A 14448-nucleotide genomic window follows, 5' to 3' on the forward strand; every position below is an offset into this window, starting at 1 on the left:
GCAACGAAACCATCGACATCCACCAGAACCGTACGGAGACGGTGGATGGCAACGAGAAGGTGACGATCCACAAGAACCGCACGAAGAAGGTGGACAAGAACGAGACGGACCGGATCGGCAAGAACTGGTCGATCAACGTGGGGATGAACAAGACCGAGACGATCAGCCTGGCGTACATGCAGAACGTGGGGCTGGGCAAGATGGTGAACATCGGCGCGGCCTACAACCTCAACGTCGGCATGATGATGGTGACCAACGTGGGCATGAGCCGTACCGACACCATCCTCAAGAACCACAGCGCATCGGTAGGGGACGTCTACACCCTGACCGCCGGTGGCAACAGCACCGTCGTCATGGACGAGAAGAGCATCCTGCTGCAGGTCGGCAAATCCAAGATCGTCCTGGAGGACAACGGCACCATCACGATCGAAGGGCTGAACATCGCGGTCAACGGAACGGAACTGGTCGACGTAGACGCCAAGAAGATCGACCTCAACTAAGGCAAGGACGCCATGACGATCATTGTCAGCCAGTCCTCGTTCCCGGCGCAGGGATTCGAGCATCGCTTCTATCACGGCAATCGCTATCACTGTCTCTCCACCAAGGTGACCCTGGCCTGGGACGCCGACAGCAGGCTCGAAGCGCTGGAGCGCCAACCTCCGCTCTACCTGCACGACACCTGGCGCGACCAGCCCGAGCGTTCCAGCCTGCTCTACCCGAGCGACCTGATTCCGTTCAAGCCGAGCACGGACGTGCTGATCCTGGGCACCGTCCGCCCGCCGGAAGAGCGGCCCCTGCCGATGTGGTACGCCTCGCTGCAGATCGGCGAGCTGGAAAAGCGCCTGCGTTTCTTCGGTCCTCGCCACTGGCAGTACGGCGCCTTGAGCGGCTGGACGCTTAGCGAGCCGGAGCCCACCGACGGCGTCGCGCTGCTCTACGAAAACGCCTTCGGCGGCTGCATCGGCGACAAGCCGCATTACGAGGAAGGCGAATACTTCCCCGACAACCCCGTCGGCTGCGGCTTCATCGACGTTCGCCAGACGGACAGGGCGCAACGCTACCGGGCCGCCCAGATCGAAGCCTGGGACGCACCGCTGCGGGAATTCGGCCGCCCGGTGCGCCCGGGCGGCTTCGGACCGCTGCCGGCCTACGTTCCGGAGCGCCTGCAGCATGCCGGCACCTACGACGAGCAGTGGCAGCAGGAAGTGGCGCCGAACATTCCCCTCGACATGGACCTGCGCTACTGGAACACAGCCCACGCCGACCAGCGCCCGGCCGGCTACCTCAAGGCCGGTGACCGCATCCGCCTCGCGGGTATCCGTCCCGGCGCGCCCCTGGAACTGACCATCCCGCCGTACGACGCAGCGGCCGTGTGCAGCTACGAGGACGGCTCGCGGGTTTCCCAGGTCATGTCGCTGGACACGGTGCTGCTCGACCTCGACGCCAGCAGGATGACCCTGCGCTTCCACGCCATCGTGGCCCAGGATGAGCGGATAAAACGCATCAACCTCTACTGTGCCTCTACCACCCTGGTCGACAAGGAGGTGCGCCATGGGTGATCCGATCAAGGCCGAGCGCACCGCCAAGCACTTCGCCGCCGTCGTTTCCCCCGAACTGGCCGCGACCCCTTTCGGCAGCCGCATGGTGCCGAGCGTGCCCGCGGTCAGCTTCGCCATCGCCGAACTGGTCGCCGAGCGCACCTACGGCAACAGCGCCAACCTGTTCCTCGAACGCTCCATCGCTATCGATAGCGGCAAGTTCTTCAAGCCGGTCGAATTCCTGCCCGACAACCCGGTGGAGGGAGGTTTCTCCACCAGCCACGGGCACATGGGAGTGATCAGCGGCCCCGCCATCAGCCCTTGTCCGGGGGCGATCAACTGCGGCGTGCTGCCGGGGCCCAACGTGGAGTGCTCGGCGGAGTTCGGAGGGCTGCTGGAGGCTCTGGCCGAGCGCATGGCCAACGAGTTCATGGCGGCACCACTGAAATTCATCCCGACTTATATCGCGGCGCGTGAGCGAGCCGGGGCAGAACTGGCCAAGGAAAAGCTGGGTGGGTACGTAGAGTCGATAAAAAACGCCGGCATCGCCATCGCAGATGGTGCGAAAGGTGCCTGGGACTACGTGACATCCAACGACATCTCAACGATGGCGCGCGATGCGAAGGCCGGTATCAACGACGCCTATGAAGGCGCCGTCGAGATGACGACGGATGCCATCGAGGCCATCGCGGGATTGAGCGACCTCACCTTCGAGGACCTCAAGGCCATCCTCAAGGACTGGCTGCGCGAGTTGCTGGACGAGGCGGATTGTGCGGTGCGTGGTGCGCTGGCCGAAATGCTGGCGGATCCCACGCCCATGGCTGAGCAACTGGGAACGGCGGTCGGCGAGGCCAAGGTACATGCGGCCGAAACGGCGGTGATAGTGGTCGCCACGCGGGGAGCGGGTGGTGCTGCGAGCAAAGTGGGACAGGTCCTGGGTAAGACCGGTGACCGCATTGGTGATCTGTATGAGCGACTGAAAGACAGGGCCAGCAGGCGCCGGCAGGGTAATGCACCCGACAAGAACGAGAGCCCGGATAAGAAGAAAGAGGAGGAGCAACCGCCTGCAGCCGGAAAGCCAGACAAGAGTAAGGATGAGGGTGAAGAGGGCGGTGATGGCAACGGCGAACCTAAAAACGATGGAATTACCAAGGAGGCCGACGGCAAACCCGATTGTTTTAGCTGCAACCTCAAAGGCAAACCAGTCAATGTCATCCGCGGTATCAAGCTACTGGAAGGTCCGGACGATCTCGACTTCGTACTCGATGCTCCGCTGCCCTTGGTCTGGCAGCGCACCTATGTCTCCAGCAACGCAAATGTAAGCTGGCTGGGGCAGGGGTGGAGCCTGCCTATCGCCTTTCGCCTGGAGCCTCAGGAGAGTCGTACCGACTTTATCGATATGCAGGGGCGCCGTATCCACTTCCCCCTGCTGACGGTGGGCGAACGGTTCTTCTCCAAATACGAGCACATCACCCTGCAGCGCAACCAGCGCAACCAGTACGAGTTGATCGGGCCGGATGGCCTGCGCCTGATCTTCGGCTTGGGCCCTCTCGACCAGGCCTGCCTGCGCGAGGTAGAGGAACAGGAGGCGCGGCGAGAGCTGCGCGAAACCGAGGCTTGGCGACAGCTCCTGGCCAACCGGGCCGCGCGAGGTGAAGAGCCGCTGCCCGAACGCACGTCGGATGCACGTGGCAACCTGCCGCCGCAGGCCCAGACCCTCTACCTGCTGGGAATGATCGACCCCAACCACAACCACCTGCGCCTGCACTACAGCGACGATGGTCTGCCACGCCACCTCGACACTAGCAGCGGTCGGCGCGTCGGCTTCATCTTCGACCGAACCCGCGCTGAGCCACGCCTGACCCATGTGGTGGAGCTGCTTGGCGAGCCCGATGGAAGAGGTCATTACCCGCGCGAGCAGCAACAGTGGCTGGTCGAGTATCGCTACAGTACCGAAGGCGATCTGATTGAGGTTCGCGATGGCGACGGCCAGCTCGGCCGCACCTTCGCCTGGCTCAACCACATGATGGTTGAGCACGCAGAGCCCGGGGGGCTGGTGTCACGCTACGAGTGGGATCAGCTCAGTCCGAAGGGGCGTGTGCTGCGTAACTCAACAGCGCAGGGTGAGTCCTGGGTCTTCGACTACGACGAAGTTGCAGGTTGCACGCGTGTCACCGACGCCAGTGGACGAGAAGAGCAGTACCTGTACGACAAGGACAAGAAACTGATCGGCCTGATCGATGCTGCGGGTGGCGAAACCCGTTACGAGCGGGACGTCTATGGCAACCTGATCGCTCATATTGATCCTGTTGGCAGGATTACCCGATACCAGCACGATACACGTGGCAACCTGCTCAGTGTTACTCACCCCGATGGGGGACGCTACCAGATACGCTGGCACGAACACTGGCGCAAGCCAATGTCTATCAGCGACCCCTTGGGGCGCATCACCCAATACCGCTACGACGAGCGTGGCAACCTGATCGCTGTTACCGAGCCCAACGGCGCGGTTACCGAGTACCAGTTGGACGGGCGTGGCCTGCCCTCGACCATCATCGATGCGCGCGGTGGTCGCAAGTATCTGGAGCATGATGCCCAGGGGCGCCTGCTGGCCTATACCGACTGCTCTGGCAACCGCACTCTGTACAGCTATGACATCCTCGGACGTCTGGCCAGCGTCACTGATGCCCTGGGTCACAACACCCAGTACGGCTACGCGCGCATCAACCGCCGCGACCGGCTGAACAGCATCCGCCACGCCGACGGCGCCATCGAACGCTTCGCCTACGACCCGCTGGGCCGCCTCATCGCCCACCATGACCCGCTGGGGCGGGTGACGCGCTATCAGCTGGATACCGAAGGCCGGCCGCTGCAGCGCATCGACGCCCTCGGCCACAGTCTGCGCTACGAATACGACGTGCATGGCCGGCTGATCCGGCTGCACAACGAGAACAACGCCATCTACCGCTTCGCCTGGGATGCTCTGGATCGGCTGGTGGCCGAGCAGGGCTTCGATGGGCGCCGCATCGACTATCGCTACGATGCCACCGGGCAACTGCTGGAAAGTGTCGATGGCGTGCCGGTGAGCAGTGCTCATCTCGGTAGAGGCACAGGGGCACTGCTACGCACCCGCTACCAGCGGGACGCCATGGGCCGTCTGCTGGACAAGTTCAGCTACAAGCCGGGGACGGACGATAAACCCCAGTTGGCTCACAGCCGCTACCACTACGATGCCGCCGGTCAACTGGTCCGCGCCCGCAATCGCCAGGCCCGGGTGGAGCTGTTCTACAACCAGGCCGGCCAACTGGCCCGCGAAGTGCTCTACAGCCGGGGCGGGCTACGTAGCGAACTGAGCCACGCCTACGACCTGCTGGGCAACCGGGAAACCACCACACTGCCCGATGGCCGCCAGCTCAACACCCTGAGCTACGGCAGCGGTCACGTACACCAGATCAACCTCGACTTCGAGGTGATCTGCGACTTCGAGCGTGACGCCCTGCACCGCGAAACGGGCCGTACCCAGGGCGCCTTGTATACGCACTTCGAACTCGACCCACTGGGGCGCCTGCTGCGCAGCCAGGCCAGCCTGCAGCGGCAGGCCACCAATCCCCAGGTTGGCCCAGGGCTCGATACAAGCGAGCCGAGCCAGGGCCAGCGCATCGCCCGTCGCTACCAATACGACCTGGCTGGGCAACTGCTGGGCATCGACGATCGCCGCAACGGCTCGACCCGCTACGGCTACGACGCGCTGGGGCGCCTGCTCAGCGCCCAGGCACCCCAGGCCAGCGAAGTGTTCGCCTTCGACCCGGCCCACAACCTGATGCAGCCCGAAGAGGCCCAGCAGCAAGAGGAACGGCTCAAGCAGACCACCTGGAGCGAGGAGGAATGGTCAGCCTACGTACAGGCCAACCTGGACAACCCCGATTTCAACCCGCTGCTCACTCCCGCCGAAGCCCAAGCCGATCCCAGTACCTGGGGCGAAAACAAACCCAACCGCCTGCGAGTGTGGGAAGAACACCGCTACGCCTACGACGCCTGGGGCAACTGCATCGAGAAGAAGTCCGGCCCGCATACCGAGCGGCATTTCCAGTGGGATGCCGAGCACCAGTTGAGCCGGGTCACCGTCACTCGCCGACAAGGGCGCTTCACCCATACCGAACACTGGGGCTACGACTACGATCCGTTTGGACGACGCATTGCCAAGTACCGGGTGGATCCACACAACGAAAAGCGCAGCCGTCCCTGGTTGGATAACGAGACCACCCACTACGGTTGGGACGGTAACCGCCTGCTGCTGGAGCGGCAGGGTGGTAGGCAGCAGCTCTATGTCTACGAGCCGGGGAGCTTCGTGCCGCTGGCGATGGTGCGCAGTGACTGCGTGCAGAAAGAAACGCAAGGATTGCCACCGGAATATCAGGCGCTCAAGGAACAGTATCCCGAGCAGTGGGGCGTGACGCTCGACAAACTGCCACGCAAGATAGCGGCTACGATTCGACAACTGGAACAGCCGGAGAACTCCAGTAAGAGCCCAGTAGAAATTCTCTACTACCACATTGATCCCCTAGGTACTCCAAGGGAGTTGACCGACAAGGATGGCCATATCGTTTGGTCGGCGACTTACAAGGCGTGGGGCAACATCGCCAAAGTCGAGCGGCCCGCCCGTCTAGTTGCCACGCCCGATGGCAGCACGCTTGCCCAGCGTTGGAGTGGGCAGGAAAATCCAGTCGAGCAGAACTTGAGATTCCAGGGGCAATACTACGATCAGGAGACAGGGCTGCACTACAACCGATTCAGGTACTACGATCCAGATTGTGGGCGATTTTTGAGTCAGGATCCGATTGGGTTATTGGGCGGGGTCAATAATTATCAATATGCGCCTAATCCCATACGATGGGTCGATCCGCTTGGATTGATTCGATGTCCATGTGACTGTTTGAAAAAGGGCAATTCTGAAGGAAGCGGGCCATATCGAGGAGGTTCAAAGGGGGGCGTATCTAGACCAGGCATCGAGGGTCACCATATGCCTGCTGATGCAGTAACAAAGTCACAAGAGGGTTATGTAGGCTATCGTCATGGACCAGCAATTGCTATGGACCCTTCAGACCATGCCGCAACATCGAGCTATAAAAACTCTACAGCAGCGCAACAGTATCGTGATGGGCTAGCCACAATGATTGAATCAGGAAACTATCGAGGTGCGATGGCACTTGAGATCCTTGATGTACGCCGCATAGCTCGCTCCATTGGGGATCCTAGAAAATATAACGAAGCAATTCGAGAGATGCTTGCTTATGCAAAGTGTCGTGGGCTATTGAATAAGTGAGGCAAAAATGACAGCAGAATTTTCTTTTAAGGAGTGGCGAGAGCGCTTGCATGCTTGTAAAGATTTTGCCAGCGAAGAAAAATGTGACGAGTACCTTTCGCTCCTAGATATAGCAGAAAATAACTTAAGTCCGGAGGTCGCAACAGAACTTATCAGGACATTCTCTGATGCCGATGACTTTGGGCTGATGGAGCGTACAAGAAACATACTGGAGAATACAAGTCGGGCCATTTTCTATCCAGTATTACTGCAGGAATTGGGCGCTTTAATTTCCAGAGCACCAGAAAAGCAATGGGCCATTACCTTGGTCGGAATCGAGTTGGAATATGGAGATTTTGATCTCTTGTTAAGCTGCGCAATGAAATCCCCAGAAGAAATAAAGCAGATATTTTTAAATTTTATCAAGTCAGATGAGTTTTTGGATGAGTATCCTGCTGCCTTAAAGTACCTTGGCTCACGTCCAGGTTAACGTTCCAGCATTCCTATTAAGAATGTTGAGGTGAGCAGAATCGCTCCTTGGTTCGGTGCATCGTCTGGCGCTACCAGTACGATCTGGCCGCGAAGACCGCCACAACAGCTCAACCCGCTATGCCTAAGAGGTCTGGGGCAACTGCATCGAGAAGAAGTCCGGCCCGCATACCGAGCGGCATTTCCAGTGGGATGCAGAGCATCAGCTGAGCCGGGTTGCCGTCACCCGTCGGCAGGGGCGTTTCACCCATACCGAACACTGGGGTTACGACTACGATCCGTTCGGACGACGCATCGCCAAGTACCGGCTCGATCCACACAACGAAAAGCGCAGTCGTCCCTGGTTGGACGACGAAACCACTCACTATGGATGGGACGGTAACCGCCTGCTGCTGGAGCGGCAGGGCGACAGGCAGCAGCTTTATATCTATCAGCCGCGTAGTTTTGTGCTGTTGGCGATGGTACGCAGCGACGCCACAAAAACGGAACAACCACAAAGCCTGTCGCCGGAATATCAAGTTCTGAAGGAGCAGTATCCTGAGGAATGGGAGGTGACGCTCAACAAGATGCCGCGCAAGATTGCGGCCACGATCCGGCTGCTGGAGCAGCCGGCCAGTCCCGATAAGAGCCCGGTAGACATCCTTTACTACCATACTGATCACCTGGGCTCGCCGAGGGAGCTGACCGATAAGGATGGCCACATCGTCTGGTCGGCGATGTACAAGGCATGGGGCGATACGGCGAAGATCGATCGGCCTGGACGGCTGATCGCGGATACCCAAGGCAACGTTCAGATCCAACGTTGGGAGGCGCAAGAAAAACCTGTAGAGCAGAACCTGAGGTTCCAGGGGCAATATTACGATCAAGAAACAGGGCTGCACTACAACCGGTTCAGGTACTACGATCCGGACTGTGGGCGGTTTATTAGTCAGGATCCGATTGGAATTGAGGGTGGAGAAAATGTTTATCAGTATGCACCCAATCCAACTATATGGACAGACCCAAGAGGACTAAAGCCTAGGCCAGGGGGAGGATATGCCACTCATTCTGGCGCTCATCCTCGGAAAGTAAATGGACGTATGCCAATTAATTGCGCTTGGGCTGGAAAGACAATGCCCTTAAGCGAGCTTAATCCAAGCATTCTTGAGAAATATCCTGGGCTTGTAAATAAATATCCTCATGGCGTTCCATTTAACATGTTTGGTTTTCCAGATTTTTTGCGGTACTCAAAGTATAATGTTCGAATTGAGCTGGGCTCTAGTCGCGATGTGGATTCTGCACGTGCAAATAAAGCGGCGGGCCTTCCGTCGACTCCTAGTGGGTATACATGGCATCACCATCAGGACTCTGGATATATGCAACTTATTCCCACAGATATTCACGATGCAGTCAAGCATTCAGGTGGTGTCGCAGCCTCTAAATGCGGATAACTATGGAGTACAACATGACGATCAAAATAAAGCCTCTTGGATGCAGCGAAGCACAATTAGACGCATGGCGAAAGAAAGGTTTTTCTTACGACAAAAGAACAGCCAGGCAAATGATCTTGGCGTTTAATAAATTCCCTGGAGCTACGCCGGAATCAATTGACGACTTTGAAAGATCTCTTGGCATTAAATTGCCGGATGATTATCGTGAATTCATTTATAAATATGATGGGGGTGTTCCAGATCCTGCTGTATTTGATATCAATAAAGAGCGTGATTCTTCTGTTGTTAAGGAATTGTTTGGTTTGGAGACGCCCTTAACTGTCTCATCTCTTAAATATAATTTAAGTCTGTACGAAAATAGAGTCCCATCTAAATTTATTCCTATAGGCTCCGATGTTTTTGGTAATAAGATTATCCTTGGTGTGGGTGGAGATAATTTCGGGGCAATATTTTTCTGGGATCATGAAAATGAGGCGTCAGATGAGGACGTTCAAACATATCATAGTAATATTTTTTTGATTTCAGAGAGCTTTGATGATTTTCTTGGTAAATTAAGACTTCCAAAAGAGTGATGTGTTTTCATTTTCATGACTGCAGGGGCGCGTTATTATCGGTTTGATCTAAGTTTGCGCTTTCTCTCATATGATCATGGCTTTTGGATATTGGCTTGGTGGCAGGCCTATCGCTTTCTAAAAAATTAGAATTCTAAATAAGCTCAGGCTCTTGATGTCTCTTGTCGAATAGTTTTTTGCCATTATAAAATTCGGGTTAATAATTTGCGCTGACACTTTTGATCAGACCTTGCATAGACGTATGTTAGCTACAGTGCAATAGTGTCAAGTGCTTCTTATGCTCAGCGCCGCATGTCAGCGAAGTTCGCCTTCGACCCGGCCCGAGGAAGCCCAGCGGCAAGAGACACGACTCAAGCAGACCACCTGGAGCGAGGAGGAGTGGTCGGCCTATGTACAAGGCCAACCTGGACAACCCCGACTTCAACCCGCTGCTCACACCGGCAGAGGCCCAGTCTGACCCCAGCACCTGGGGCGATAACAAACCCAACATGCCTACGATGCCTGGGGCAACTGCATCGAGAAGAAGTCCGGTCCGCACACCGAGCGACAGTTCCAGTGGGATGCCGAACACCAACTGAGTCGCGTTAGCGTTACCCGCCGACAAGGGCGCTTCACCCATACCGAGCACTGGGGCTATGACTACGACCCATTCGGACGACGTATCGCGAAGTATCGGCTCGATCCACACAACGAGAAACGCAGCCGTCCCTGGCTGGATGATGAGACTACGCACTACGGCTGGGATGGTAACCGTCTGCTACTGGAACAGCAGGGCGACAGGCAGCAGCTCTATATCTACGAGCCGCGCAGCTTCGTGCCGCTGGCGATGGTGCGCAGTGACTGCGTGCAGAAAGAAACGCAAGGATTGCCACCGGAATATCAGGCGCTCAAGGAACAGTATCCCGAACAGTGGGGCGCGACACTCGACAAGCTGCCGCGCAAGGTAGCGGCTGCGATCCGGCAGCTGGAGCAACCGGCCAGTCCCGATAAGAGCCCGGTAAACATCCTTTACTACCATGCCGATCACTTGGGCACGCCGAGGGAGCTGACCGACAAGAATGGCCACATCGTCTGGTCGGCGACGTACAAGGCATGGGGTAATACCGCCAAGATCGAGCAGCCCGGACGACTGATCGCCGACACCCAAGGCAATGTCCAGATCCAATGCTGGGAGGAACAGGAAAACCCTGTAGAGCAGAACCTGAGGTACCAGGGGCAGTACTACGATCAGGAAACCGGGCTGCACTACAACCGGTTCAGGTACTACGATCCAGACTGCGGACGATTTGTGAGCCAAGACCCAATTGGGCTATTGGGAGGCGTCAATAATTATCAGTATGCCCCTAATCCAGTGGAGTGGATTGACCCTTGGGGGCTTGCTTTTATCAAGCATACAGATACGAACAATGGTAAAGGTTATGTGGTCTATGCAATTTGCGATAAAGAAAATGGCGTTGTTGGGTATGTAGGGCAAACTAATAATTCTGAAGCTCGCGAAGGGCAGCATAAGAAAAGTGGTAGGTTGCCAGAAGACGATAATCTGAGGCGAATTACCGAAGTACCGACCTACGGTGATGCGCGTGGCTACGAGCAAGCACTTATTGAACATCACAATACGCTGACCGGAAAGTGGGGGTGCCCTTGCGGTCCAGACAATATTGGAAATAAGAAAATTGGATTTAATAAGGATAATCCAGGCGATCGTCGAAACAAAGATAGGCATGCAGCCTTCATGGAGGGATATCAGGATGCTCAAGATTTTATTAGAAATGCAGCGCCTAGTGACCTAAACCCTTGTGGGTAGATTATATATGAAAATTAAAGCTAAAGATGTGGTGGTGGGTGATGTTTTGGGCTTCCCAGTTGGTGATGGAATTTATGCCTTTGCCAGGGTGCTATTTGAAGTTACAGGAATGTGCTGTTTGGTTGAGATTTTCAACTACCAAGGGGTATCGCTAGAGTTTAATGATGAAATAATAAGTTCTCCAAGGCTGGTCGAAATTCAGAATGTTAGTCGTGTATCTATTCTAAGTCGGGAGTGGGGGGGGGCGGTTGTTCATCGTGACCCTGATTTTAAACCTGATCTACAAGAGCTTCGTGGTTATGAGATAATGAATGGAAATCAGGTGATAAGATACGACATGGACTGGACGCCTGATTGCGGGCGTATGCGCTGGATTGTGGTGCGTGTGCCAGGAAGGGAAGGTATTTCAGATGCTGAATATAAAAAGATAAAGAAAAGTTATCCTAGTGGAGATGTAATTCTTAATAACTACATGTTGATAGAGATGATTCGGCAGTCTTGGCGGCTTGAGCCCTATCAGTGGGAGAGTGGCAAGGAAATGTGGGCGTGGTTCAGGGCGCATGGCGTTTATCATGAGCGGCCGCCTCGCGTTAGGGGGGGGGAAGGTAGCTAATAATGGGAACTTGGAGTACGGATATTTTGGGGAATGACATGGCCTGTAACTGGCTATCCCAATTGTCGGACTACGAAGATTTTTCTCTTGTAGAGCAAACGCTGGATGGTGTTCTCGCTATTGGCGATGACTATCTGGAGAGTGATCAGGCGGAAGCCGCTCTGGCCGCCGCCGAAGTGGTTGCCCATGCTGCAGGCAATCCACAGCCTGGGATAGGCGGAATCCGCGATATGATCGATGACTGGCTGGAGGATGACTGTACAGCCGATTTTGATAGCGCCTTGCTGGGAAAATCTCTCAGGGCTATTGATAGAATCCTTCAAGAGCCATCGGAAACCTTAGAAGGTTGGGGTAGCGATGATGATCGCAAGGCTTGGATCGCCTCAATTAATGATTTGAAGTCACGAGTTATGGCCTGTTTGTGAGCAGGCTATCATGCTACGCCGACCGGCATCTATATTGCTCAATAAGTTGAAAACTTATAAATGACCATTGCTCTGATTGTAAATGACTGGATTGCGTAGGCGCTGTGAGGCGCTAACAGAGTTTGGGTAATTTTGATGTCAGGACATATAGCGACGCTACTAAAGAAGATCCAAGAGCGAAATGATGCAGATCCGGATCATGGCGAGCAGATTTTGCATCCGAATGAGGATCATGAGCGTCTGATTCAGACGCTAGATGATAAATGCGCAAGACTATTGAGCCCCATGCTGCGTGCGAGATTTGCATATGTGGCTCGTTGGGTTAACGCCCATTTGGATCAAGATTGGCTTGGATTGGAGGATATAAAAAACTTCAAGAGTGATTCAGTACTTATGGAATGGGTTGACCTACGGATTGAAAATTGGGAGGAATTTCCTCCTGCTTCTGTGCCCAAGTCGCGGGTTGCTATTTTTGGCTACAACCCTTACGAGCCGGAGGAGACCTATCTTGTTTGGCCTGAAGAGGGGGATGGTGAGCCGGAGGTTTGGCGCTATTTTGGGTCGGACTACAAGTTTTTCAATAATCTGGAGAGCTTCTTGGCCTATGTGGCTGGTGAGATGCGGCACGATGATTCTGGCAGGCATTAGTCAGTCGCAGAGTCTGCCTCCATGTTGTAGGTCGTGGATATGGTGATGAGAGCCTCCCCCGGCCTAAGTGGCTATTGGTGGAAAGGCTTGAGCAGTTCACCGTATCGAAGAAATGAGCCTTTTGGCTAGCTTGTGGGATGCCCGAGAAGGTCTAGAAAGTATTAAAATACCATGCGCAGGCCAAGTGTTGGCTCGTGATGTCACGCCTGCACAAGCATATGAGAAATTGATGGAATGGCTTAAAGCGGAGTTGGCATAAACAAAGGTGCGGATAAAAATAGATGTAGATTATAATGGCCTTGTATTTTTTGATCCCATAACAGTGCAAAAGGTAGATGAAGGGGCAAGGCAAGGCGTTAATTTACTAAAAAGATATACTGAGCTGGATATTGGTGATGATGTTCTTCGCGAAGGGGCTTTTGTTCCTATTTTAGCCATTGATGCTGCAACTTATATCCTGAATATCGAGGTTGGTGATCCGCCGAAGAATTTGGGGATGGATGATGTGGTTGCGAACTCGAATTATGCATTGAAGGTTATGGAGAAAGCATTTGTAGCTGACCTAGATGCATTGATGGACTGGAGGGGGCAAACGTCTGGCTGGGTTGAGCTAGGCATAAGTCCAGGAAATTACAGGGTTTCCATTATCGGTTTCAGATCCTGTAGCTCAGAAGAGCTAATTGAGGCGGGGTATAAAGTATTTTTTTCTAAAGTAGAGTCTTTGCCAGAGATCACTGCCGATACAGGAAAGAATATGAGGGTTAACTATCCATTTGGAGATACTGCCGAGAGTTAACTTCAGAACATTGCGCCAGTGGGGATGTTTTTGTTTGACAAAGCTTAGTTATCAACTCTTGCTGGTTACGTTTGCCTGTAAGGCTGGGGCTGCTGATCGTTTGTAATGCGCATCGCAAAGTGCCGGCTCGATCCTCACAACGAAAAGCGCAGCCGTACCTGGCTGGACGAGGAAACCACCCACTATAGCTGGGACGGTAACCGCCTGCTGCTGGAGTGGCAGGGCGAAAGACAACAGCTGTACATCCTACGAAATTGGAGTTGATTCCACGGCCACAGCATAGGGCGCCTGGGCCTGTTCAGGAGACGCTTCACCCGAATCAACAAGGTGGCTTTAAACAGCTACAAAGCGGATGTCCGTAATTTCTTGGAGGTTGAGAAATGAATTTGGTTAAATTTAAAGATGTGCTGGAAAATCCAGAGAAATTCTCTGGGTGGTTGTACTCGAAAAGTGACATGCTTTATTCGGATTCTGACGTTATTTTCTATGTTGCTGACATCAATCTTACTCCGGAGGCAGAAAAGCAGGAGAGAGAAAAACTTTTGGTAAGCGGCTGGTTCTCGCGTATTAGCGCTGAAGATGTTGAAGATGTGGTAATTAATGCCTCGGAGCAGTTGGTTGATCCTTCTATAGATGAGTTACTGAAGGCCATAAATTACTACTTGGTCAACGATGCATTTATTGAATTTTAGTGTTGTTGAGGCATCAAGGACAAAGCTCATGAGTATGAGTTTTAGATTTGGATAGATTGTGCTTCTAAATAACGAGCAATCTTCAATCCGCTGCTTACACCGGCAGAGGTCCAGGCCGACCCCAGTACCTGGGGCGAGA

12 protein-coding genes and 1 pseudogene are annotated in these 14448 nt (G+C 54.7%); all 13 read left to right on the forward strand.

What is annotated here, in order from left to right; all coding sequences use genetic code 11:
* A pseudogene (locus N5D30_RS15645) lies at window positions 1-500 on the forward strand (type VI secretion system tip protein VgrG); the annotation flags it as partial.
* A 12-nt stretch (window positions 501-512) separates the two neighbouring features.
* Window positions 513-1559 (forward strand): DUF2169 domain-containing protein, encoded by a 1047-nt coding sequence (locus tag N5D30_RS15650; RefSeq protein WP_279909682.1) that lies wholly within the window; start codon window positions 513-515, stop codon window positions 1557-1559.
* A complete protein-coding gene (locus N5D30_RS15655) occupies window positions 1552-6861 on the forward strand; it encodes an RHS repeat-associated core domain-containing protein (protein WP_279909683.1) in 5310 nt (1769 codons plus the stop codon). Before N5D30_RS15650 ends, N5D30_RS15655 begins: the two co-directional genes overlap by 8 nt.
* 7 nt (window positions 6862-6868) lie before the next feature.
* Window positions 6869-7330, forward strand: a complete 462-nt coding sequence (locus N5D30_RS15660; protein ID WP_279909684.1) for a hypothetical protein — start codon at window positions 6869-6871, stop codon at window positions 7328-7330.
* Window positions 7331-7673: 343 nt separating this feature from the next.
* Window positions 7674-8759, forward strand: coding sequence for an RHS repeat-associated core domain-containing protein (locus N5D30_RS15665; RefSeq protein ID WP_279909685.1), 1086 nt, complete (start codon window positions 7674-7676; stop codon window positions 8757-8759).
* 14 nt (window positions 8760-8773) lie between these two features.
* Window positions 8774-9331: an SMI1/KNR4 family protein gene (locus N5D30_RS15670; protein WP_279905965.1), complete on the forward strand. Its 558-nt coding sequence runs from the start codon at window positions 8774-8776 to the stop codon at window positions 9329-9331.
* An 844-nt stretch (window positions 9332-10175) separates the two neighbouring features.
* Window positions 10176-11135 (forward strand): RHS repeat-associated core domain-containing protein, encoded by a 960-nt coding sequence (locus N5D30_RS15675; protein ID WP_279909686.1) that lies wholly within the window; start codon window positions 10176-10178, stop codon window positions 11133-11135.
* Between the two features lie 7 nt (window positions 11136-11142).
* Window positions 11143-11748 carry an Imm26 family immunity protein gene (locus N5D30_RS15680; RefSeq protein ID WP_279909687.1) on the forward strand — a complete coding sequence of 202 codons (606 nt, stop codon included), beginning with the start codon at window positions 11143-11145 and terminating at the stop codon, window positions 11746-11748.
* A 2-nt stretch (window positions 11749-11750) separates the two neighbouring features.
* A complete protein-coding gene (locus tag N5D30_RS15685; RefSeq protein WP_279909688.1) occupies window positions 11751-12173 on the forward strand; it encodes a DUF4259 domain-containing protein in 423 nt (140 codons plus the stop codon).
* Between the two features lie 135 nt (window positions 12174-12308).
* Window positions 12309-12821, forward strand: coding sequence for a hypothetical protein (locus N5D30_RS15690; RefSeq protein ID WP_279909689.1), 513 nt, complete (start codon window positions 12309-12311; stop codon window positions 12819-12821).
* Window positions 12822-13086: 265 nt separating this feature from the next.
* Window positions 13087-13617, forward strand: coding sequence for a hypothetical protein (locus N5D30_RS15695; protein ID WP_279909690.1), 531 nt, complete (start codon window positions 13087-13089; stop codon window positions 13615-13617).
* Window positions 13618-13722: 105 nt separating this feature from the next.
* Window positions 13723-13881 (forward strand): hypothetical protein, encoded by a 159-nt coding sequence (locus N5D30_RS15700; RefSeq protein ID WP_279909692.1) that lies wholly within the window; start codon window positions 13723-13725, stop codon window positions 13879-13881.
* 116 nt (window positions 13882-13997) lie between these two features.
* Complete coding sequence (locus N5D30_RS15705) at window positions 13998-14309, forward strand: hypothetical protein (RefSeq protein ID WP_279909693.1); 312 nt, start codon at window positions 13998-14000, stop codon at window positions 14307-14309.
* Window positions 14310-14448 lie beyond the last annotated feature (139 nt).

It is taken from the genome of Pseudomonas sp. GD03875 (assembly GCF_029840585.1).
Classification (GTDB): domain Bacteria; phylum Pseudomonadota; class Gammaproteobacteria; order Pseudomonadales; family Pseudomonadaceae; genus Aquipseudomonas; species Aquipseudomonas paralcaligenes.

Bases quoted from the DNA above. Each gene is read 5' to 3' on its own strand.
- N5D30_RS15650 (WP_279909682.1), top strand. From the start codon at position 513: ATGACGATCATTGTCAGCCAGTCCTCGTTCCCGGCGCAGGGATTCGAG.
- N5D30_RS15655 (WP_279909683.1), top strand. From the start codon at position 1,552: ATGGGTGATCCGATCAAGGCCGAGCGCACCGCCAAGCACTTCGCCGCC.
- N5D30_RS15660 (WP_279909684.1), top strand. From the start codon at position 6,869: ATGACAGCAGAATTTTCTTTTAAGGAGTGGCGAGAGCGCTTGCATGCT.
- N5D30_RS15670 (WP_279905965.1), top strand. From the start codon at position 8,774: ATGACGATCAAAATAAAGCCTCTTGGATGCAGCGAAGCACAATTAGAC.
- N5D30_RS15680 (WP_279909687.1), top strand. From the start codon at position 11,143: ATGAAAATTAAAGCTAAAGATGTGGTGGTGGGTGATGTTTTGGGCTTC.
- N5D30_RS15685 (WP_279909688.1), top strand. From the start codon at position 11,751: ATGGGAACTTGGAGTACGGATATTTTGGGGAATGACATGGCCTGTAAC.
- N5D30_RS15690 (WP_279909689.1), top strand. From the start codon at position 12,309: ATGTCAGGACATATAGCGACGCTACTAAAGAAGATCCAAGAGCGAAAT.
- N5D30_RS15700 (WP_279909692.1), top strand. From the start codon at position 13,723: ATGCGCATCGCAAAGTGCCGGCTCGATCCTCACAACGAAAAGCGCAGC.
- N5D30_RS15705 (WP_279909693.1), top strand. From the start codon at position 13,998: ATGAATTTGGTTAAATTTAAAGATGTGCTGGAAAATCCAGAGAAATTC.